Source organism: Marinobacter nanhaiticus D15-8W (genome assembly GCF_036511935.1).
In the GTDB taxonomy this organism is placed as follows: Bacteria; Pseudomonadota; Gammaproteobacteria; order Pseudomonadales; family Oleiphilaceae; genus Marinobacter_A; species Marinobacter_A nanhaiticus.
The window spans coordinates 1,921,364-1,944,166 of record NZ_AP028878.1; the positions used below are offsets into that span (position 1 = coordinate 1,921,364).

Annotated in this window: 18 protein-coding genes; 7 read left to right on the forward strand and 11 right to left on the reverse strand. The window is 58.1% G+C overall.

Going from position 1 to position 22,803, the window contains the following annotated elements:
- The first annotated feature begins 27 nt into the window (after positions 1-27).
- Both hisC and RE428_RS08680 read left to right on the forward strand, forming a co-directional pair.
- Entirely contained in the window at positions 28-1,092 is a 1,065-nt protein-coding gene (hisC, locus tag RE428_RS08675) for a histidinol-phosphate transaminase (RefSeq protein ID WP_004581606.1), read from the forward strand.
- Between the two features lie 27 nt (positions 1,093-1,119).
- Entirely contained in the window at positions 1,120-1,881 is a 762-nt protein-coding gene (locus RE428_RS08680; protein ID WP_004581607.1) for a Nif3-like dinuclear metal center hexameric protein, read from the forward strand.
- A 155-nt stretch (positions 1,882-2,036) separates the two neighbouring features.
- On the opposite strand, the gene RE428_RS08685 is transcribed toward RE428_RS08680, so the two are convergent.
- Positions 2,037-2,468, reverse strand: coding sequence for a Z-ring associated ZapG family protein (locus RE428_RS08685; RefSeq protein WP_004581608.1), 432 nt, complete (start codon positions 2,466-2,468; stop codon positions 2,037-2,039).
- Between the two features lie 311 nt (positions 2,469-2,779).
- Between RE428_RS08685 and zapE the strand changes: the two genes are divergently transcribed.
- The 5 genes from zapE to RE428_RS08710 all read left to right on the forward strand — a co-directional run bounded on the left by zapE (position 2,780) and on the right by RE428_RS08710 (position 12,046).
- Positions 2,780-3,877, forward strand: coding sequence for a cell division protein ZapE (gene zapE / locus RE428_RS08690; RefSeq protein ID WP_004581609.1), 1,098 nt, complete (start codon positions 2,780-2,782; stop codon positions 3,875-3,877).
- Positions 3,878-3,982: 105 nt separating this feature from the next.
- Positions 3,983-5,167 carry a thiolase family protein gene (locus tag RE428_RS08695; protein ID WP_004581610.1) on the forward strand — a complete coding sequence of 395 codons (1,185 nt, stop codon included), beginning with the start codon at positions 3,983-3,985 and terminating at the stop codon, positions 5,165-5,167.
- Positions 5,168-5,528: 361 nt separating this feature from the next.
- Positions 5,529-7,370 (forward strand): DUF1302 domain-containing protein, encoded by a 1,842-nt coding sequence (locus RE428_RS08700; protein WP_004581611.1) that lies wholly within the window; start codon positions 5,529-5,531, stop codon positions 7,368-7,370.
- Between the two features lie 35 nt (positions 7,371-7,405).
- The gene (locus RE428_RS08705) at positions 7,406-8,767 is read left to right on the forward strand and encodes a DUF1329 domain-containing protein (RefSeq protein WP_004581612.1); all 1,362 of its coding nucleotides are present in this window, start codon (positions 7,406-7,408) and stop codon (positions 8,765-8,767) included.
- A 573-nt stretch (positions 8,768-9,340) separates the two neighbouring features.
- Positions 9,341-12,046, forward strand: coding sequence for a LuxR C-terminal-related transcriptional regulator (locus RE428_RS08710; protein ID WP_154660758.1), 2,706 nt, complete (start codon positions 9,341-9,343; stop codon positions 12,044-12,046).
- 37 nt (positions 12,047-12,083) lie between these two features.
- Here RE428_RS08710 and RE428_RS08715 read toward each other — a convergent pair whose 3' ends face one another.
- From RE428_RS08715 to RE428_RS08760, 10 genes are all read right to left on the reverse strand, one after another.
- On the reverse strand, positions 12,084-13,019 hold the full coding sequence (locus tag RE428_RS08715) for an acyltransferase (RefSeq protein ID WP_004581615.1): 936 nt from the start codon (positions 13,017-13,019) through the stop codon (positions 12,084-12,086).
- A gap of 92 nt (positions 13,020-13,111) precedes the next feature.
- Complete coding sequence (locus RE428_RS08720) at positions 13,112-13,495, reverse strand: YkvA family protein (RefSeq protein WP_004581616.1); 384 nt, start codon at positions 13,493-13,495, stop codon at positions 13,112-13,114.
- A gap of 2 nt (positions 13,496-13,497) precedes the next feature.
- A complete protein-coding gene (locus tag RE428_RS08725; RefSeq protein ID WP_004581617.1) occupies positions 13,498-14,409 on the reverse strand; it encodes a glucosaminidase domain-containing protein in 912 nt (303 codons plus the stop codon).
- Positions 14,410-14,509: 100 nt separating this feature from the next.
- Positions 14,510-16,615: a hypothetical protein gene (locus tag RE428_RS08730; RefSeq protein ID WP_004581618.1), complete on the reverse strand. Its 2,106-nt coding sequence runs from the start codon at positions 16,613-16,615 to the stop codon at positions 14,510-14,512.
- Positions 16,616-16,842: 227 nt separating this feature from the next.
- Complete coding sequence (locus tag RE428_RS08735) at positions 16,843-17,397, reverse strand: YfaZ family outer membrane protein (RefSeq protein ID WP_004581619.1); 555 nt, start codon at positions 17,395-17,397, stop codon at positions 16,843-16,845.
- A gap of 161 nt (positions 17,398-17,558) precedes the next feature.
- Positions 17,559-17,756: a DNA gyrase inhibitor YacG gene (locus RE428_RS08740; protein ID WP_004581620.1), complete on the reverse strand. Its 198-nt coding sequence runs from the start codon at positions 17,754-17,756 to the stop codon at positions 17,559-17,561.
- Between the two features lie 158 nt (positions 17,757-17,914).
- Positions 17,915-20,263, reverse strand: coding sequence for a response regulator (locus RE428_RS08745; protein WP_227500223.1), 2,349 nt, complete (start codon positions 20,261-20,263; stop codon positions 17,915-17,917).
- Between the two features lie 299 nt (positions 20,264-20,562).
- The gene (tsaA, locus tag RE428_RS08750) at positions 20,563-21,303 is read right to left on the reverse strand and encodes a tRNA (N6-threonylcarbamoyladenosine(37)-N6)-methyltransferase TrmO (RefSeq protein ID WP_004581622.1); all 741 of its coding nucleotides are present in this window, start codon (positions 21,301-21,303) and stop codon (positions 20,563-20,565) included.
- Entirely contained in the window at positions 21,300-22,370 is a 1,071-nt protein-coding gene (locus tag RE428_RS08755; RefSeq protein WP_227500224.1) for a hypothetical protein, read from the reverse strand. Before RE428_RS08755 ends, tsaA begins: the two co-directional genes overlap by 4 nt.
- Entirely contained in the window at positions 22,345-22,797 is a 453-nt protein-coding gene (locus RE428_RS08760) for an HIT family protein (protein ID WP_004581624.1), read from the reverse strand. The genes RE428_RS08755 and RE428_RS08760 overlap by 26 nt, the downstream gene beginning before the upstream one ends.
- Positions 22,798-22,803: the final 6 nt, after the last annotated feature.

The following is a 22,803-nucleotide window of genomic DNA, read 5'->3' on the forward strand; positions in this document are numbered from 1 at the left end:
TTCGAGATTGCAGCTGAAGGATTGAATATGAGTCGTTTCTGGAGTCCATTGGTCCACGACCTGGTGCCTTATGTGCCGGGTGAGCAACCCAAACTGGTCAACCTGGTCAAGCTGAATACCAACGAGCACCCATGGGGCCCATCGCCCAGGGTGATCGAGGCTATCCAGGCGGAAGTATCCGCCAACCTGCGCCTCTATCCGGATCCCAATGCCGACGCGCTGAAAAACAAGTTGGCGGACTACCATGGCGTAACAGCTGAACAGGTGTTCGTCGGCAATGGGTCCGATGAAGTGCTGGCGCACATCTTCTACGGCCTGTTCCAGCATGGCAAACCGGTGCTATTCCCCGATATCACCTACAGCTTCTATCCGGTGTATAGCGGTCTTTATGGCATCGAGGCGCGCCTGATTCCACTGGATGAGCAGTTCGCCGTTCGTCCTGAAGACTACTCCGGCGATTGCGGCGGTATTATCTTTCCCAACCCCAACGCGCCTACCGGGCGGCTAATGCCGCTTGCCGATATCGAGACGATCGCGGCGAACAATCCGGATGTACCGGTGGTCGTCGACGAAGCCTATGTGGACTTCGGCGGAGAATCAGCAATACAGCTGGTGGATCGGTATCCCAACCTGCTGGTCACCCAGACGCTGTCGAAATCCCGGTCCCTTGCAGGGCTGCGGGTCGGCTTCGCCATTGGTCATGCCGACCTGATCGAAGCACTCGAGCGGGTCAAGAACAGCTTCAATTCCTATCCGCTGGATCGCCTGGCCATCGTCGGAGCCGTGGCAGCGTATGAAGACGAAACCTACTTCCGCGAAGCCACCGATTACGTTATCCGCGAGCGCGAGCGTGTGACTGCGGCGCTGCAGACGCTGGGCTTTGAGGTGCTGCCGTCGGTTGCCAACTTCGTACTGGCTCGGCACCCCGGCATCGCAGGAGCGGATATTGCCGCGGGCTTGCGTGAACGCAGCATCATCGTGCGACACTTCAACAAGCCACGTATCGAAAACCACCTTCGGATCACCATCGGCTCCACCGAGCAGAACGATGCCCTGCTGGGCGCGTTGCCGGAGATTGTGGGGTATTGGTGATGTCGGGTAATTGACTCGGAGGAGACCATGACAGCTCAGGTAGCACGCGACGATATCGTGCGACGCGTCGACGAATGGCTGCAGCCGGGCCGCTTCCAGGATTATTGTCCAAATGGCCTCCAGGTTGAGGGCAAATCCCGAGTGCGTCGCATCGTCAGCGGCGTCACCGCCTCCCAGGCCTTTATCGATGCTGCGTTGGCGGCTGACGCCGATATGATCCTGGTCCACCATGGCTATTTCTGGAAGGGCGAGGATCAACGCATCCAGGGTATGAAGAAGCAGCGCTTGCAATCGCTGCTGGCTCGGGACGTCAGTCTGCTGGCCTACCACCTGCCGTTGGATGCTCATGCCGAATTGGGCAATAACCGGCAGTTGGCGAATAGGCTCGGTATCAAACATGCCAAGCCGCTTGATCCCGAAGGTGGGTTGGTATGGATGGGTGATCTGGAGGCCGCGATGTCGGCCGAAGACTTTGCCGGTCTGCTTGAGGACCGCCTCGCACGCCGTCCGCTACACGTTGGGGAAGGGCGCGCGGGAATTCGCAAGGTCGCCTGGTGCACGGGCGCAGCCCAAGGGTTTATAACCCACGCTCTGGAGGCGGGGGCTGATGCGTATGTTAGTGGGGAGATTTCCGAGCCGACGGTCCATACCGCTCGCGAATGCGGCATCCACTATTTCTCGGCGGGGCATCATGCAACGGAGCGGTATGGTGTTCAGGCAGTGGGGGAGCGTTTGGCGCGGGAGTTGGATATAGAGCACCAATTTATCGATATTGATAACCCGGTATAGATGCCAGACTGGGGCACCTGCGGTGCCTCAGAAGCCGAAGCTTCTGCTACATGCTCGAGTTGTCCGTAAAATGTAGCCGACGCTTCAGCTTCGGAGCAGCCCGGCGGGCTGCCCTATGCTATGAAGACGTCTACTGCAGTTGAGGTTGAACCGGTTTAGGCCTTGTTCTTCTCTTTCAGGCCATAATCCTCGGCCAATGTCCCTTTCTCTTTCGGATCGCTCTTGGGCGCGTAGTCTCTGGGCGGTTCGAAGCCGCTGTCCTTCTGGCTATCCAGGCGGGCGGTGTCGTCTTTTTCATCCAGCTCACCCAGCCAATCTTCATCGTGGCAAAGCCGATTGGCGCCACGCGCCATATGCTGGCTGACATCACGGTAGACATCGTTGAGCCGGCGCATCATGTGAGCGGATTCCATGAAATGCTCGTTCACCTGGGCCTGATAGCGGGTGTACTCGCTGCGCAGCTCGTCGATCTGCTGCTCCAGCCGACGTTGGCGCAGGCTGGTGCTCTGCCCCGAGCGTCCGATGAGAACGCCGGCGATGAGCCCGATAACGAGTGTCGCTAAAGCAATGAGAATGAGTTTCGTCATACTGTCCCTGGCCCTGAATTCAAAATGGTGTGGTTGCCCGAGTATACCGTCTGACCCGCGGATCGCCCATGCCTGAACCTTGCTCCAATCGTCGAATAGGTCGGGACGGTGCTTTGGGTACTTGCTGTGAGTCTACTCACATAATGGAGAAAAGGAACGAAATCAGCGACAATACGGCGCTTTGTTGAACCGAGCGCTAGAGCAGGCGTCGATGCGCGCTGTCCGTCGACAAAGTACGTTATTTGGTCTGACAGCCATTCAGCGTGACGATCCTCAAACTCCAAGATTACCGAGCGAGACAAGAGTACCGCATGACCCCCTGGAAACGATATCAGCAAGATCTCCAGAAAGACGGCTTTGAGAAGGATGCCGCACAGGAAGATGCAGTCAAGCGTCTCCAGGCGCTTTACGACAAACTTGTTGAAGCGGAAAGGCAACGGGATAAGCCCTTAAACCGCTTACGTCGCAAGCTGAGCAGTGGTCGTGAGGAACCGGTCAAGGGTCTGTATTTCTGGGGCGGTGTCGGTCGTGGAAAGACCTACCTGATGGATACCTTTTACGAAACCCTGCCGTTCGATCGCAAGATGCGGGTTCACTTTCACCGCTTTATGCAACGAGTCCATAACGAGCTGAAGTCCCTGAAAGGCACCAAGAATCCTTTGGAAACCGTGGGCCAGCGATTCGCGGACGAAACGGCCGTTATCTGCTTTGATGAGTTCTTCGTGTCGGATATCGGGGATGCGATGATCCTGGCCACCCTGCTCGATACGCTTTTCAGTCGTGGCGTGACGTTGGTTTGCACCTCCAACATCGTGCCTGATGGGCTCTACAAGGACGGCTTACAGCGCGCACGTTTCCTGCCGGCGATCGATCTTGTGAAGAAGTACACCGATGTGGTTAACGTCGACGGCGGTGTGGATTACCGGTTGCGCACGCTTGAGCAGGCCGAACTCTTCCATACGCCACTGGACTCATCCGCCGATGCAAGCCTGAAACGCAGTTTCGACAGCCTCGCCGTGGAATGTGATCGCGATGAGCTGGATCTCGAGGTCAACGGCCGCAAGATCCGCGCGTTGGCTCATTGTGAGGATGTCGTCTGGTTCGATTTTACTGCCCTATGCGATGGGCCGCGCAGCCAGAACGATTACATCGAGTTGGCGCGGGAGTTCCACGCCATCATCATCAGCAACGTGCCGGTGCTGGGTAACGACAAGGACGATCAGGCGCGACGTTTTATCAATATGGTGGACGAATTCTACGACCGCAACGTGAAGGTCATCATGTCCGCTGCTGCTCCTATCCATGAGCTATACGCGGGCGGACGGTTGGGTTTCGAATTCGAGCGCACGGAATCCCGGCTGTTGGAGATGCAATCCCAGGAGTATCTGGAAGCACCGCATAAGCCTTGACCATCATCAACTGAAACCAAAGAAGACCATAACAAGAACCGCCTAACCGGCGGCTCGGCCCATAAAGATGGGCTTCAAGCTTGACTCAACCGATGAGGAATCAGAATGAGCCACGACAACGTTGTGATTGTGAGCGGCGCACGCACGCCGATGGGCGGTTTCCAGGGCAGTCTTGGGAGTGTCAGTGCCGTTGAGTTAGGGGCGGTCAGTATCGCCGAGGCTGTTCGCAGGGCATCCCTGCAGCCGGAAGACGTGCAGGAAGTGATTATGGGGAACGTGCTCCCCGCAGGGCTCAAACAGGGACCGGCTCGTCAGGCCTCGCGCCAGGCGGGTCTGCCGGATAGCACGGGCGCAACCACCATCAACAAATTGTGTGGTTCGGGTATGAAGGCTGCGATGCTGGCTCACGACCTGATCAAGGCGGGGTCCAACGACATCATGGTCGCTGGCGGCATGGAAAGCATGTCCAACGCCCCCTACGTCCTGACAGGCGCGCGCCAGGGCTATCGTATGGGCCCGGGCCCCGCGCCGCAGGACCATATGTTCCTGGACGGGCTCGAAGACGCAGAGACCGGCCGCCTGATGGGGGCATTTGCACAGGATATGGCAGACAAGAAAGGTTATACCCGAGAGGAGATGGACGACTACGCCATCAACTCCCTCAAGCGGGCACAGCAGGCCATCAAGGATGGCGTGCTTAAAGAGGAAATCGTGCCAGTCACCGTCAAGACCCGCAAGGGAGAGACCCTTGTCGAGGATGACGAGCAGCCGCTGACCGCGAACCTCGAAAAGATCCCGACCCTGCGTCCTGCGTTCAAGAAGGATGGCACGGTCACCGCAGCGAATGCCTCGTCGATCTCCGATGGTGCATCAGCGCTGGTGCTCATGCGCGAGAGTGAAGCTGAACGCCGCGGCCTGAAGCCAATGGCCCGGATCGTTGCCCATGCGACCCATTCCCAGCACCCGTCCGAGTTCACCTGCGCACCGGTAGGCGCAATCAGGACGCTGTTCGAGAAGGCGAACTGGTCGAAGGATGATGTAGACCTTTTCGAGATCAACGAAGCCTTTGCCATGGTCGCAATGATGCCCATCCGCGAACTGGCTCTGGGTCCTGAAAAGGTGAACATCTATGGTGGCGCCTGTGCCCAGGGTCATCCTGTGGGCTCCACCGGCTCCCGGCTCGTGGTGACCTTGATGCATGCGCTCAAGCGACAGGGCAAGAAGCGGGGTATTGCTGCACTCTGTATCGGTGGTGGTGAAGCCACGGCCATGGCGATCGAAATGCTCTAAATCCCCTAAGGCGTGTCTTTTCCTGGCGGGCGAACGTGTTCGTCCGCCGTCCTCCGACTCTCTCTCCCAACCTTGCCGCTCCCCTTTGTTCCCGCTGCATGTCCAACTGGTTGCATGCTGGAATAGCGTCTATATTGATTCTGACCGCCAGGCCGGCGCATGTCCCAGGGGGAGGTGCCAGTTTGGACATTTCGGATGCGCCGTCGACCTGCGAGTCCACAAAATCATACTTTTGACTGATCAAAGCGTCCCACGCGCTTAGCTATAGTGCCAGCATCACGAGCACTGTGCGTGGACCTCCGATATCGTGAAGACCAATAACTAGAGCAGCGACTCAGAACAACAATGGAGTAGCCTTCCAATGACAAGAAAAATTCAGCAGCGGCAGCAGTGGGCGAAGTTGCCACTGGCGGCAGCCATTGCAGCGAGCATTTCCACTCCGGCTGCAGCTTTCCAGTTCTATCTGGGGGACGTGGAAGCGTCTTTCGACACCACACTGACTGCCGGCGTTGGCTGGCGCGTTGAGGAGCAGGATAAGGAACTGATCGCCCAGGGTAACCTCGGGCCGTCCTATGCGCCGGGTGGCGTGAACGAGAACATCGGTGCTTCCTCGAATAACTTTGATGACGGTAACCTCAATTTCGAGAAAGGCGACACCTACAGCAAGATCGTCAAGGGCACCAGTGAACTCTACCTGAACTACTACGTCGACAGTCAGTACCTGACCCGCGTCGGCGGCTTCGTTCGTGGCCGGTACTGGTACGATTTCGAGCTGAAGGACGAATCCCGTGCGATTGATCCGGTAGGCCAGCAGCGTGAACTCAACTCAGATGCCAAAGACAACGCCTCCGGCGGCGAATTCCTCGATGCTTATGTATTTACCGACTGGTATTTCGGTGAGACACCGGTCAGTGTCCGCTACGGTAAGCAGGTTCTGAGCTGGGGCGAGAGCACGTTCATCCAGGGCGGTATCAACGTGATCAATCCGGTAGACGTCAACGCCATTCGCGCGCCTGGTGCGGAGCTCAAGGACGCGCTGCTGCCGGTCGAGATGCTTTATACGTCTATCGGTCTGACGGAGAACATTACCTTCGAAGGCTTCGTACAGACCGAGTGGGAAAAGGTCCGTCCGGACGACTGTGGCACCTTCTTTTCCACGAACGACTTTGCAGCAGACGGTTGCGGCCCGGTATTGCTGGCCGGTCAGCTCCCGGACTCCCAGGCCTATGCCCAGGGATTTGTTTCCCCTCGCCTGGGGGACGAGGAGCCGGATGATCGCGACCAGTTTGGTGCGGCAATCCGCTGGTACGTACCTGAGCTGAATGACTCTGAACTCGGCTTCTACTACATTCGCTACCATAGCCGTCTGCCCTATGTGAGCGGTGTGGTTAACGATCCCTCCGCAGGCAAGCGTTTCCCTGATTACTTTATTGAGTATCCGGAAGCCATCAATCTATACGGCATCAGTATCAACACCACCATCCCGGGTGGCTGGTCGCTGGGTGCGGAATACAGCTTCCGCGACAACATGCCGATCCAGTGGAACGCGTTTGAACTGATCTACGGCGGTTTGCAGCTGGAAAACCCGGCTACGGGGCAACCCGCGAGCCTGTTGGAGATCCAGCGTACCGAAGAAGCCAACGGCGCTGATCTTTCCGGCCAGGAGAGCAGCGGGTATGACCGGTTCAAGGTCTCGCAGGCGCAGCTTACACTGATCAAATTCTTCGATCAGATCATGGGTGCGAGTCGTCTTACATTCGTGGGTGAAGTAGGTGCGACGTATGTCCACGATCTGCCGGACACTGACGAAGCCCGTTACGGCCGCTCTGGTACCTACGGCATCGGCGAGCTCGACGGTGGTGGCTGCATCGCGCTGAACATCAACGATAACTACTGTAACAACGAAGGTTTCACCACCGATTTCTCGTGGGGCTACCGTGCCCGTTTCGTATGGGATTACCCGAACGTTTTTGCCGGCGTGAACCTGAGCCCGCAGTTGGCGTTCTCTCATGATGTCCTGGGTTACGCGCCGTCTCCTGGCGGTAACTTCAATGAGGGCAGCAAGGCGGTGGGCGTCTCCCTGACGGGGGTTTACCAGAACCGCTACAGTGCATCGGTTGGCTATACGAACTATTTCGGCGGCGACTATAACGAACTTGCAGACCGGGATAATGTCAGCGCCAGTGTATCGGTTTCCTTCTGATCGGGCCTGAATTCGTATAACGAGGTATAGATTCAATGAAATTAAACAAGAAACTGATTGTGTCCGGTATCTTCGCCGCGTCCGTATTGAGCGGCAGTGCTCTCGCTGAAGTATCGGCGGATAAGGCCGAGCAACTGGGCAACTCGCTGACACCGGTCGGCGCCGAAAAATCGGGCAATGGCGGCGCCGTCCCGGCCTGGGACGGGGGCTTGCAGGATATTCCGGCTGGCTACAAGGGTGATGGGATCTACGTGAACCCGTTCCCTGACGAGAAAGAAGAATTCCGCATCGATCAGAGCAACGTCGACGAGTACGCGGACAAGCTTTCGCCGGGCCAGGTGAAGATGATCAAGAAGTACGACAGTTACTTCATCCCGGTCTACCCGACCCACCGGACTGCGGCCTATCCTCAGGACATTTACGAGGCGACCGAAAACAATGCGACTCAGACGAGCCTGATCCCTAGCGGCAACGGGATGGAAAACTACACCAAAGGTTTCCCGTTCCCGATTCCACAGAACGGTCTGGAAGCGATCTGGAACCATATCACGCGTTATCGCGGTGGCTCTGTTTCCCGTAACGTGGGGCAGGTTACTCCGACTGCCGACGGCGCCTATAGCGTGGTCAAGTTTCAGGATGAGCTGACCTGGCGTACGGCCCTGGCAGACTTCGATCCGAACGAAGACGAGAACGTGCTGTTCTACTTCAAGCAGGCGATTACCGGTCCGGCTCGTCTGGCGGGTAATGTGCTGTTGGTCCACGAGACTATCAACCAGGTCCAGGAGCCTCGGCGTGCGTGGGTCTACAATGCCGGTCAGCGTCGTGTCCGTCGTGCGCCGCAGGTCGCCTATGACGGTCCGGGTACCGCTGCTGACGGCATGCGTACCTCCGACAACTTCGACATGTTCAACGGCGCTCCTGACCGCTACAACTGGGAATTGCTCGGCAAGAAGGAAATGTACATCCCGTACAACTCCTACCAGTTGGTCGACCGTGGTCTGAACTACGACCAGATCATCAAGCCGGGCCATATCAACCAGGAGCTGACGCGCTACGAGCTGCACCGCGTATGGCACGTGCGTGCAACGTTGAAGGACGGTGAACGTCATATCTACGCCCGTCGTGACTTCTATATCGACGAGGATACCTGGCAGGCGACGGTCATCGATCACTACGACGGACGCGGCGAGCTCTGGCGTGTGGCCGAGGCCCATAGCATGTACTTCTACGATCAGAAGGTCCCCTGGTACGCCATTGAGACCCTGTATGACACGCTGTCCGGCCGCTACCTCGCGCTGGGTCTGACCAACGAGGAGACGAACCCGTACGAGTTTGGTGTCGAGCGCCACTCCCGCGAGTACACGCCGGCAGCCCTGCGCCGCGCGGGCACCCGTTAATCGCAGGAACGTCTGACGTTCATGAGCCCCGGCAATGGCCGGGGCTTTTTTTTGGTTCATCGCTGATCAGCGTGACGGGGAACTCGGAGCCTTCCGCACGAGCCGTAAGACCATGGGCGCCTTCAGCGCCTCAGAAGCTGAAGCATCTGCTACATGCTCGAGTTATTTGGCAAATTTGCCCGACGCTTCGGCTTCGGATCAGACCGTCGGGCTGCCCATCCTTGGAATGCTTTCCGTTATGCGGATTCCCGCTAAGGTGCGATGAACCTTTTTTGCCTCATTGCTATGGTTTCCTTACCTTTAGTAAAGTGTGAAATCCTGTGAATTCAGGAAGTTGAGCCCCTTACGTTATTTTGCGATTGTTGAGAGCTTTGTATTACTCTAGGCGCTGAGGTTATTAGAAGAGCCGGAAACCAAGGCGCACAAGACGTCGGCTATAAGGGCTTTTGGGTAAATCCGCCAATGAAGCTCCAAGCAACCGGACGGAAGAACGAATAAGAACAAGGAGAATAAGAATGAGACATCACACAGGTGCGATTGGCCTGCAGCGCACCGCTTTGATTGGGGCAAATCTTGAAAAGTATCCACGACGTACATGCGGCGAACGACGACTATGCCGGTCAGGCCCGGGGTGCACAACCGGGTGATCTTGTTTGGGATCTGTTAACCCATCGAATCCGAATTCCACCTGCCGCCGGCGATATGCTTGAACGGCCGGCGCTTCTCCACCATATCGATTCCGCGATCAGGCCAGGTCACGTGCTGTTGCTGGAGGCCCCCGTCGGATACGGCAAAACCCAGGCGGTCCGGACAGTTGCCAGCGAGAGACAGGGTGTTGCGTGGCTGAGCCTTGAGCCCCGCGACAACGAGCCTTCACGGCTACTAACCCTGCTGGCGATTGCTCTCAAACAGGACCAGCAAATGGGACGCTCGCCGATCCAGCGGGACGTCTACCCTGATCTGATCTCTCTCATGCTCCAGGGCTACGAGAATGAACGGGCAGCCGGCGCGGATGGACTGCCTGGATGCCTCATACTGGACAACGTACATTGGCTGTCCCAGTCCGTCACACGGGAGATGGTGGCCCAGCTCATTACCGAATTACCCGACTCGCTTGCACTGGTTATCATAGCCAGTGAGCAGGTGAGCTTTTCTACGCACGCTCCGGCACTCAACGGCCGCCTCCAACGCCTCGGGGTCGATGAACTCACCCTGACCCTGGCGGAGACGTCCACGTTGTTCGCCGACGAAATGGCCCGGGGGCGAATCTCCACAACGTCGATCGAACATTTACACCATCTTTCGGAAGGTTGGTTGACGCCATTACAGCTCTATCGCTTGGAGCTGAATACGGTCGATGCAATGGCCCGCTCGATCTCGGAAAGCCCCGGCGTGGCTCGCTTCTTCCGCGACGGCCTGTTGGCCCGGTTCACCGCTGAAGCCCAGGCTACCCTGTTCCAGATGGCTGAACCGGACCTCATCAGTGACGCGCTGTTTCATGCCATCCACGAGACCAGGGATAATGGGGATTTTTCGCCGTCCAGCGCCTACCAGAAAGGTTTGCCTTTGTGGCCGGTTGCCGGCAAGGGCCGTTGGTACCGCTTCAATCCCTTGTTCCGCGATTGGTTGTTGGCGAAGGGGCTTAACGGCCGATTCGAGCGAGCTGTGCGGGCTAGCCACTGGTTCGAGTCCCGTGGGGACCGGTCCGAGGCGCTTACCTATGCCCTACGGGCACAGGATGCCGATCGGGCGCTTGAAATCGCAGCATCGGGCTCCGAAGCGCTGTTAGCCGGCCAGGATACCGGCGCACTCCTAAGCTGGCGTCAGCACCTCCCTGGTCATCTGGTTGAGAAAAGTCCACGTTTGCGACTGGTTTATGGCTGGGTGCATGCGATTGGTGGTCAGTTCGCTCAAGCGGAAAAATTGATATCGGGCCTCCCGGAGGACGAAGTCGAATCCCTCGGTGGCCGCCTGTCGGCACTTAAGGCATTCATCCTGCGTGGGCGGGGCGCGATTACGCCGGCGCTCGATGAGGCCGACTGGGCATTGAAGGATGCGGAGTTATCCGATCACGCGAGGTTGATGGCCCTGCTTGTGCGTTCCAGTGCGCTCTGCGCGACCCAGTGCTACGCCGAGGCACGCAGTGCTAACCGGAATGCAGCCAGGCTAGCGCGGGAATCCGGCGATGCCGGCTGCGAAATACTGGCGGTTTACGATCACGCGCGAATCGAACTGGGTAAAGGCTACCTCAAGCGCGCAGAGACGCTGATTCGCCGAGGGCTGGACGTGGCTCTGAACGTGCCGTACCAGCCGCCGCGGGTAGGGGAGAGCCGCCTCCAGTTGAGCCTGGCCTTGGTGCTCTGGCATCAGGGTCGGTTCGATGAGGCGGAGACCTGCCTGGTGCGCTCGGCTCGTCAGGCGGAGCAATGTCGGGATCTCGGCCTGTTGCTGAACATGGCGTTGCGCGTACTGATTGCCAAGTCCCGGGGCGAGCTGGAGCAGGCATTCAGCTGGATCGGGCAGGCGGAGCGGACCATGCAGTTGTGGCAGGTCGACGACGTCGTATATCGTCCGATTCTCGAGGCGCTGAAAGTGTCATGCTGGCTGCACGGCGATCAGCTCGATCACGTGAGCGATGCCCTGCAGAAGCTGCCCATGGACGATCAGGACGATCGAGTCCCTGAACTGTTTCCGATGTTACCCGGATTGCTCGAGGCCATGCGCATTCGCCTGCATATTGCCAATGGCGACCAGGAGGCGGCGCAGGACAAGCTGGATGCTTATCTGGAACCTGGCGGGGACAGTGGCCTGGTCCCTCTGGGGCACCTGATCTACTCGAAAATCCTGCAGTCGCTGATCCACGACAAAGCAGGTAAGCCGGACCGGGCGTTAGTCGTGCTACGCGAAGCGGTCCAGGAGGCTGCCCGGGAGGAGTACATCAGTCCCTTCGTTGAAATGGAGCGCTCGTTGCGTGCCCTGTTGCCGAAAGTGCTGGCTAGCGCGGGCGACTCCGACTTCTACGACAAGCTGCGGGCTTATTTCCGGGTAGAGAAGAGCGACAGGCCGGCCGGTGGCGAAGCTTTGGCGGAGCCGATCAGTGACCGGGAGCGGGGTGTGCTGGAATTGATCGCGATCGGACTCTCAAACCAGGATATTGCCGACCGTCTGCATATTTCCCTGCATACTGTAAAAACCCACGCCCGGCGCATTAACGCCAAACTGGGCGTACGTTCCCGCACCCAAGCCATCGTAAGGGCGCGGGAGCTGGGTGTTCTCTGAATTTGGTTGGAGGAGGTGATAGCGGCGGTCTGCCTGGTCAGGCCGCTGACGACTTGATGTCCTGTTCCTGCTCGTGGGGGCCGTTGTGCAGGAGGCTCTCGATTCGACGATCCTTTTCAGCCCAGACCTGGGCGATCCATTCCTGGAACGCCTCCCGTAGGGCTTCGTCGTTCGCGTAATCCATTCCCAGGAACTGGCTGGGAATATCGATGGTGCGAATGTGGATAATAATCCGCTCAATCCGTCCGCAGAGGTAATCCCAGAAGCCGTGGGCCCTGCCCGGGTAGACGATGGTGACGTCCAGCATCTTATTGAGAACCTCGCCCATGGCCCCCAGCACGAAAGCCGTCCCGCCGGCACGGGGTTTGAGCAGGTGACGGTAAGGTGATTGTTGGCTGTCATGCTTGGCCGGGGTAAATCGTGTGCCTTCCATGAAGTTGACGACCGTTACCGGCATATACCGGAACTTTTCGCAAGCAATGCGGGTTGTTTCAAGATCCTTACCCTTCAGCGCCGGCTGGCGGACAATCTGTTCCTTGGTATATCGGCGCATAAAGGGGAAGTCCAATGCCCACCAGGCGACGCCGAGAAAGGGCACCCAGATCAGATCTTTCTTGAGAAAGAATTTCAGCAACGGAATGCGGTCGTTCAGCACGTACTGGATCGCGGGAATGTCAGCCCAGGATTGATGATTGCAGGTGACCAGGTACCAATCATCTCGGGCCAGAGCTTCGGCGCCCTCAACCTGCCACTCGATGCGGTGAAAGAGATCTGCCAACCGGTTGTTAAAGCCGATCCAGAAGTAGGCGATGGCATTGAGGACCCTGGTGCAGAGCTTGCGACTAAAGCGCAACGGAATGAGTAGTTTGAGGAAGGCGAAGGCCAGCAGTATCGGGAAAAGCCAAAGCGTATTGGCAAGAATCAATAAGGCCGCGAGACAGCCTTTTAGCTTCGCGGGCAGGAAATACAACATGTACACGGGCTCTCAGGTTTATGCAGTGACTCTCTGCCAGCGTGCCGGCCGGACGACGAGTATCACGGTTAACGGATGCTACTTAACGGCTGTCACTCTGGCTTGCGAGCAGGGGCGTCGTCCCTAATCAGGCGGCGGGCTGTATCGTGCGCCTTCTGACGGGCTCTTGGCGTTATATGGACACCAAGGGCGGCCAAGGCGGCAGCCATGACGTAGATGTCATCGGTATACCCCAGGACTGGCGTCAAGTCGGGAACGGCGTCGACCATGCTGATAAAATAACCAAGACTTCCGGAAATGACCGCCTTGCACCAGATGGGCGTGGATGGCTCCCTGAGTGTGTAGAACAACGTCAGGCCCATTTCTACCGGGCGGCGCCCTATTGCCCGGGTGCGGTTCCGCACCTTGGACCAGAAGCCGGGCTCTGAGTAATCCGCGGACCAGTTTTCAAGTGTGTCGATCGTCGGCCTTTTCATCGTTAGCCCTCATTCTTTGCGATGCCTCCCGGAGAGAACGCATTTTCGTCGCTCGTTGCCAGTTGTAAAAGGTCCGGCAGGGAGTCTCGCTCTCCAATCAATGCTTTGTACTGCTGGTCATAGTATCCGAGATTGTTGTAACGGATCATAGACTGGATTTCCTCAACATAGGCTGCCCCCCGCTCGGAGTAACCGATCAACCCCTGGGCCAGCGTTGTGCCATTGGGAAAACGTTCGTTCTTGCGGGCCTGCTCGCGGGTATTGCGCAAGGCCTGATAGGACGTGTGACGGTTCAGGTTGGTTATGTAGGCCCGGATGGATTCATAGGGCGACTCGAAACTCGCTACTTCGTGACTGGCGCCTTCGTTGCGCTCCAGGGGCACTAAGCCGCAACCGGCTGAAAAGCACCACTGACCAAACAGGTTATTTCCTTTGCGCGCAAACCGGGAGGTTCCCCAGGCCGATTCGTTGGCCGCCTGGGCCATGATCAGTGAGGGTGGAATAACATCGAGGCGGCGATTCAGCAGTTCATACATTGCTGCCGATCCGGTTTGCTCATCGACACGAAGCCTGTCCGCCTGGCGTTGCAACCAGGCCTTCTCTGTGTCGGTCAGTTCGCTTTTGGTTTCAAGCACCTGCAGGTTGTCGCGCAACATCAGTACCCTCGTGTTGGCCAGGACGATGCGCGGGTACAGAAAGGAGAAAAAGGCAGCCTTTTTCTCGGCTGTATCGCGGTAGCTGTTGAAATCCGGAAGATCGGCATGAGCCCACTCAGGCAGGGGCGGCAGCGCATCCAGGGTGATGCTCTCCTGGTCATACTCTGGCTGGTAGTCGTCGGGCTCGTGAAAGATCCCCCATCCAAAGGCGACGACCAGGGTAACGACCATTGCCGTGAGTTTCGCACCTGCTGACATTACGTCCTCCGTATACTGCGGCGTGAGGTCTATTATATCAGGTTACGAAACGGTGCCCGATTCGGGTTTGCGGCCCCAACTGTTGTTTTGTTGTTACGGGCTAGTCCTCCAACGTGCCCAGGAGCAGGCCGAGGTATTGCTCGCCACTGCCGGAAGCCTCCCTGATCCTGAGCGTCAGATACTCACCATTGCTGGAGACGAAACCGTCCATTTCCATGGCGCCACTCCCGGCGGTGAACGAGAGTCGACCGGTTGTACCGTCTTGGGTATACGTGAGGTCCACCGGATCGCTACTCGACTTAACGGGGCGTGTCAGGCCGCGGGTGCTGATTTGCTGCTCTACCTGGAAACCTGCAAGCGAGACCGAAGCTTCCGTGCCGCTTGTGAACGATAATTGACCGTCCTTGATGTGACGAAGATAGTTGGTATCGGGCCCAAGACCCGCAATAGTGCCCTGCAACCGGTAGTTGGCGAGCTCGGGGCTATGGGTCGATCGCTCCATGGCGATCAGGATGCCATCGCCATTGGCTGGATTGTTGAGGTTGAAGGCGACGATGGATCCATCAGGGTTACTTGCACCAATGCCGTCTTCCGAGCGGGATCCGTTGCCAATCCCGGTGTAGTCGAGATTGAGGCGTCCATTCTCCTCGGGACCGGAGCTTGTCGTCGACGTTCTGTTGCCAATTTGAGCTGTGTCAGCGCGGTTGGGCGTTGCTGTTCCTATTGCACCGTTGGGTGTGCGGTTTATTTCACGCGCATCGGCCTGCTGGGTGTATTGGCCTGCAATTCCGCCACTTTCCGTCCAGGTGCCGACGAACGACTCGGCTCTGTACGGAAAGCTGCTGTCCCCAAGCTGAACCGAAAAGCTGACGACATTGTAGTTATCGGCAAGGGTGACGATCTGGAAGGCGCCTTCTTCCTTCACGTCGGTTTTAGTCAGTGATACATCGAACACTGACGTATAGTGCTCTTCGACGAGGGCGCCACGTTCGTAGTCACCCGATGAGCCTTCCAGTTCAATCGCTCGGCCTCCGACGAAGTAGCTTGCGAGTAATGCGTTGGGATCTTGGCCGGTCAGCTGGAGCTGGGCATCCAGGAAATAGGGGTTGCGCGACCAGCCAATGGGTTGGGCACTGTTTTTACCGGTAATGGTCTGGAATAGCGCCTGCCCCGATAGCAGGCGGGTGTCGTTCACGATACTCGCCGGGCTACCTGAGGTCGCGTGGCTATTGATGCCCCAGAAATCGGGACCTTCAGTCTGCGGGGTGTAATCGGCGAAGCGCGTCAGGGTGGCGCGCTCATAGGGGACATCGCTGGCCAGGGTTGTGACACTGATACCCAAAGCCTCAAGTGAAGCCATGCTGAGCCCGGGATAGACGTATGCTGTGCCGGAACTCTCCAGTTGCTCTTCGTAGCCGCGCCGGGTACCCCACTGGGAAGCCGGCTCATCCGAGAACCGACTGGTGCGCCCGAGTTCAAGGCCAAAGAATACGGTATTCATATTGACGGACTGCGCCGAAATCACGCCCGATTCGTTCGGTGGAACCTGTGCCAGATCAGCCATGTCACTGACGTAACCGGCAAAATCCGCACGATCGTCGAGCAGTGCAACGGCGCTATCGATGTCGTTGCCATCCGGTATATCGATCTCGAAATCCTGGATCTGGTCGGCAAGCGTCGACCAGACGTACTTGTTGATGCACAACGCGTCATCGCTGGAGTTGACGCACTCCATGACTTCTTCGAACTGCGCGCTGCTATAGCCACCAAGCGCATTGCGCACCAGGTACTCCGAAAAGGGGTTAACTTTGATGTCACGATCACGATCCGTGGCGAATGCACGAATCCGGGTACCGTTGTAATCGACTTCGATAAGGACGTCGGGCCCGAGGGGCTGACCCTCCGAAAACTCGATAACATCAAAGCCATCATCGTCGACACCGTGTTCTGTGTCGACCGACGAGATCCTGGTGAGGGTCTGGTTTGTCCGGTAGACGCTAATCCCATCCGGTTGAACCAACCGCAAATTCCGGCGCGACAACGGAGCGCCGGGCGCCAGCGAGGTGGGCACCTCGACGGTAATGCGAACCTGGTTCTTCTTGAGCCCGTTGGCGTTGTTGGAATCGCCCGTACTGGATTCCGAGAAACCGTCGGCAGGATTCTTGTTGCCTGGAAAGGTGTTGGGCCGGCTGCCGGCCTCTTCCACGGCATCATCTCCGCCACCTCCGCAAGCTGCCAGAAGGGTAGAGAGGCCAACGAGACACATAAGACGAACTACCGGAGACATAGGCTGCGACGATCCCTGTATTTTTATTGAAGACTATTATTGGAAAAAGCAGCTTAGCAGTGCAGAGGGCGGTAAAAAGTGAGGCGGGGCACGGAATCAAAAACGGGGCCGCTGATGGGCCCCGTCTGGTCGATCAGTGTTCTGGCCTAGAAGAAGATCTTCATGCCTGCCATGATGCCTTCGTCCAGGTTGACGTCGCCGCCGCCATCCAGGTCGGTATTGAGGTAGCGGTAACCACCAAAGATTTCCGCGTTGCGGATAACACGGTAGCTGACCCGGGCCTCTGCGCTGGTCATGTCGTCCGAATCACCGAATGACAGGATGCTCGGCGCGTAGTGCAGGCTGCCGCCGACGGACAGCCCCGGCACGTTGGGGATGTTCATGGTGGCGAAGCCACCCAGGCCGATGGCGCCGCCGTCCAGATCGTCGTCATCCCAGCCGATGCCGCGCATGCCGATGCCAGCAGTTGTCGGTAGATTACCGACCGCGGTACGGCCCTGGGCGTGAAGATCGACGTTGGCAATGTGACGGCTACCCTGGTGGTAGGTGTAGCCTGCACCAGCCTGGATATCGGCGTTGGTCGGCGTGAAGTTGACCTGACCTTTTGCGGAGTCGTCGGTCAGGCTCAGATCAAAATCGGCAGCCAGGGCAGGCGTTGCGGCGATGGCAAGTGCCAGAACTGAAAGGCGGCTATATTTCATGGATTCACCCTTATAATGCGTTCTGATGGAATCAGCGGCTCATGGTAGCCATGGGCTTGGGGCCGCTCAACTTAAAGCTGGGTAACGGTTTTGTTATGGCCTTGGGGACTGTCGTTCCTATCGTTCCCAAGTTCGTCCTCGGTGATTAGCCAATCCTTGCCTTAGTGCCGTGGGGCGTCCGGGTCTTCCTGGCCCGCGGGTATGTCGTTCGGGTCCACCTCCTCGGCTGGAACCCTGTATTCCTCATTTGCCCAGGCGCCAAGGTCGATCAGCTTGCAGCGTTCGCTGCAGAATGGCCGGCGGGGATTGCCGGTGTCCCATTCGATGTCTTTCTTGCAGGTCGGGCAGGTTACTCGCATGTCTTTCTGTATACCGGTCAAACAGGGGTTGTTTTGGCGCCCTTTACCTCCGGGAACCTCTAGTGGCCGTTCTCAAAAAGTCTGTAACGACCATCGATGGTAGCCACGAGGGAATTGGGGTAGCGAACAGGGCGTTCCCGTGGCCTATGGTAACCAGCTCAGACGTCGATTGCACTCTGGCAGAACTGTTCCAACACTGCCCGGAGCATCTCCATATTGACCGGCTTCGCTACGAAGGCATCCATCCCGGCCCGGCGGCAGCGTTCCTCATCCTTCTCCATGGCGCTCGCGGTGAGCGCGACGACCGGCACCGGTAGCTGGTTCTGCTCGCGTTCGCGCTGACGCAGGCGGCGGGTTGCCTCGAATCCGTCCACTCGCGGCATGACGCAGTCCATGAAGATCATGTCGAACTGGTGCCACTGGATCAGACCAAGCGCAGCTTCGCCATCGTTGGCAGTGGTCACGTCGCAACCGAGTTTCTCCAGCAGACGCCGGGTGAGGGTCCGGTTCACCGGATTGTCTTCTACCAGGAGGATGCGCATGCGCTGGCTTGGTAGCGGTGTACGTTCGCGCTGTTCCTGTGCCGGTTGGAGGGAGAACCGGGTGAGGAAGGTGCGCTGGCCGTTAGAGCGGTCCGCAAAAAGCTGATGCAGCATGGGAGTGAGGCAGGATTCGCGCAGCGACTTGCTCAGGAATCCATCGGCGCCGGCCTGTCTGAAATGTTCAGCATCACCGCGCTGCGGGTTGGAGGAGAGCACCAGGATACGTGTCTCCTTCCAGTCGGGGTTTTCCCGGATCTGCTGGCAGAGCAGGTCACTGTCCATATCCGGAACGAAACCATCGAGGATGATGGCATCGATGGGAATGTCGCCCTCGCTGCTCTGGCGCAGGGTGAGGATCGCTTCGGCCGCAGACTTGACCGCTTCGATCTCCACCTCGTGCCGGGACAGCATCTCCAGCGTGATCTTGCGGGAGAGGGCGTAGGAATCGACGACCAGCAGCCGCTTGCCCAGGATCATCCGCGTATCCGGCCGCACCCGCGTTGAGCCCTCGGGGGCCAGGGTCAGATTCAGTTCTATCCAGAACGTGGAGCCTTCGCCCGGCGTGCTCTGGACATCGAGATTGCCGCCCATGAGGTTGATTAGCTGGCGACAGATCGTCAGGCCCAGCCCTGCGCCCGGTAACTGCCGGCGAAAGCGCTGGCCGAGCTGGACATAAGGCTCGTAGACCAGGGGCAGGTCTTCGGAATGAATACCCACACCCGTATCTTCAACGGCGATGCGGATCTGGATGTCCTCATGGCTGCGCCCGAGGACTTCCAGGCTGATCAGGACATGGCCGGAGTCGGTAAACTTGATGGCGTTGGAGGTCAGGTTCAGCAGGATCTGGCGCAAACGAATCGGGTCGCCGCGCAGGGCAGAGGGGAGGTTCTCGTCAACTCTCAACTCCAGGGCGAGGCCTTTCTCCCTTGCGCGTCCGCCCAACATGATGACCAGGTCGTTTAGGGTGTCCCGCAGGTCGAAGGCGATGTTCTCGAGCACCAGCTTACCGGCTTCCATGCTGGAGATGTCGAGCAGGTCATTGATGATGGCGGATAGGCTCTCCGCCGAACTTTGCAGGGTTTTGACGTAATCCAGCTGTTCCTGGTCCAGCTCCGTATCTTCCAGCAGGCTCGCGTAGCCAAGCACGGACTGAAGTGGCGTTCGCAGTTCGTGACTGACGTTGGCCAGGAACAGGTTCTTGGCGTGGTTGGCCCGGACCGCCTCGTCTCTCTCATCCTGGCTCCGCAGGTTAGACTGCCGCAGGTCGCGCGCTTCCTCGAGTAGCTGGGCGCGCATGACATTCAGGGCGTGCTCCACCTCGCTCAACTCGTCTGGCTTGCTGGGTGGTTTACGCCGCAGTTTCAACGGTGCAATCAACGCGTCGAAATTCAGTCGCTTGATGTAATCGGAAATAGCTTCCAGGTGACGGGTGAGGGTCAGCCTGACGATCAGGAGCAAGCCTAGGGTGCCGAGCATAACGATCAGGCTCTGGAACATCAGCAATAGGAGCCCGCGGCCAATAATCTCGTCGTAGACGGTTGCCAGGGAAGAGCTGATGGTCAACGTTCCCAGTTCCTGGGGTGGGCGGCCTTCGCTATTGAGCACGATGGTGTAGTGCTGTTCGATATGCTCGTGTTCGACGGGCTGACCGGCCCGGAAGATTTCGCCGGTTTCAGACTGAACCTCGGCGTATTGCATGGACGGGAACGCCAGCAGCCCCTCAAGGCTGGTTTCGACCGCCTCCATATCCAGCATCCAGAGGTTCTTGCTGAGGATGGGAAGTAGCATCTCGGCGACCCGGTTCTGCACGTCCATCAGGTTGCTCTTGCGCTGTTCGAACTCGCCCACCATCTGGGCACCGGTCGCTACCAGAGACAACAGGAGGCTGAACAGCAAGACGTAGACCAACAATCTTGCCGCGAGGGGGCGAATGCCAAGCTTTCGGAGGGATAATCGTAATGCCACGCTACCGTTTCCCTGGTTTTGAGACCGTCCAAGGCTGCATAGGTACAGCTTGGTGGTTGCTCGTTTTGCGACTCCGGCATGTGTCTTCGGTCAGTTGGCCGTGTTTCATGCTGAAGCGCCATCCCTGGCATTTCGCGGAGTCACCGGGCACAAGCACAGCTCGACCGGCTCGCAGAATCGAAGGGTGAGACCTTCAACGTGGCAGCATGTCCGTATGCCGCAACCCTGTGTTATATGGACGCTGTAGCGCCGGATAGATGGCGCTCAACAAACCTGTAATATGTCGCCAGAACGGATTGTCAGTCTAGCAGACTTACCGTCAAAACGGTCACCTGGTGATCGTCAAATCGGAAGCGCACATTGTGGTCGTATAGGTGTGCGCCATAGATCCGTTCTTCGATCCTCCCACGCCGAAATGACGGGCGTGGATCGTAGGCCACCACGTCTTCGATCAGAGCCCTGAAATCGGGATAGCGCGCCGGATCCAGTGCCGCCAGTTGCCGGTCCGCTTCAGCGTCGAAAATGACAGGGAATCGCTCGGTCGGCGGTGTTGAGGCCCACGGGATTTGCGCCTCGGGAATCGCGTCGGCAAACGGCAGGTAGGGTTTGATGTCGAGTATTGGCGTACCGTCGATCAGATCGTGCTCCCGGACGCGTAGAACCAGCTCCCCATCGCGACGACACAAGCCTTCGTTGCGAACCACCGAGAGTCCCAGACTGTTCGGCCGGAAAGGCGAACGGCTGGCGAAGACGCCAATCTTCCGGTTACCCCCCAGTCGTGGAGGCCGGATAGTCGGGCGCCACTCAGCACGGACCGCCTCGTGGAACTGGAAGGTCAGCCAGATATGCGAGCAATCCTCCAGTCCACGAAAGGCATCTTCACGGTTAAAAGGCGGCTGGATTACCAGGTCGGCCCAGGCGTGACGAGTCAATCCCGGCTGCCGCGGAACGCCAAACTTGTCCCGGAAGCAGGAGCGGGTGATGGCAATGGGGGTCAGTGTGAGCGCTTCTTCGGCTGGCCGCGAAAGGTGCCTGCTCATCGGATACTCCGGGAGAAGAACATCTCGATACGCAAGGTCAGGGATGTGGTTTCACCGAAGTCGTCATCGCGATAAAAGTTGACGGCCGGGATGACCTCGCCATAGAGCCAGGTATCGTAAAGGCGATAGCGATAGGTCATATCGGCAAAATATTCGGTAGTGCGCCATGTCGGATTGCTTTCCCCAATGACGCCGATCCGTGGGTTCAGTTCGGCTCGATTGTTTAGTCGATCGTAGAGGCTCAGGATTTGCGAGAACTCGAAATTGCGGTCCTTATGGACCCAGCGAAGCTCAGAACCACTGAGAAAATGCCACTCGCCAATGGGCCGGGAAAATTCTACCTGGGTGCTTTCACCCCAGCCATCCACGTGGAAATAGTAGATGCGCTGGTCAATCTCCAACTGCCAGTTGTCCACGAGATCGAATCGCGCCCGCGACCGCGCGCGCCAGAAAGCGTCCGGCGGGAAGTGTAGGCGAGCGCCTACATCATTGCTCAGGTTGAGGGTCTCTGTGAGTTGGGTGATGTAACGTAGCGCGCCGGTAGTCTCGGATTCGGAGCGTTCAGCGTCGGTCAACTGGCGGTCCCGGTCACGTTCAGACAGTGATCTGGTCTCCTCGCTCTCGCTTTCGATAACCAGCCGTAGCTTTTCTTCCAGCGTTGGCAGGTCCAGTCTGAAACGGGCTTCCGGTTCCAGTTGGGCAAGGTCGCCGGTTTCATGGCGAGTAGCGAAGCCCAGGCGTAAATAGCTCTCGTTGTCGGGCAAGGCTTGCTCGTCCCCTGAAAGCGTGCGATCCGCCCAGGCGCCAACCTGCTGGACTTGGTCAGAGCGACGGTAATGCTCCTTGATGACCCAGTCAGACGACCTGAGCCACCAGGAGTCCTGTGCAGGGTATTGGGTCTCGTCGGGCGAGTAGGTAAAAAACGATGGCTCCACACTCTCCATGCCCGGAGGCGAGAGAAACTTGTTATCAGGATCTTCTGTCGCCGCAACCAGCCTGCCTGGCAGTAAAACAGAGGCGATCATCGTGAAATAGAGGCTTTTAGCCGCTAGGGGTTTCCAAGGCATTACGTAGCGCTTCAGCTTGTTCTTGTAGGATGTGGGGGCGAGTCTTGGGTCCAAACAGGCCAGTTACGTGAAGTAAAAGCCGGCCGGCAGATTTCAGGCTATCGCCTTTTTCTCGCGGGATCACATGGATATGGGTATGGGGCAGTGTCTGGTTGGCAGCCTTGCCATCGTTAATCAGCAGGTTGGTACCGTCCACGCCCCAGCCGACGACGCGTTGTGCTTTGAGTATATTTCGTGCCACGGAAAACAGGTGATTCGAGACCGGGTCGGATAGTTCGGTGATTTGCACCACATGCGTTTTCGGGATAACCAGGACATGTCCTCGACCAAGCGGATGGATATCCATGAACGCGCAGCAGTGTTCGTCTTCAAATACCCGTGCCGCGGGCGCCCGTCCCTGGCCGATCTGGCAAAATACGCAATCCATTTACGG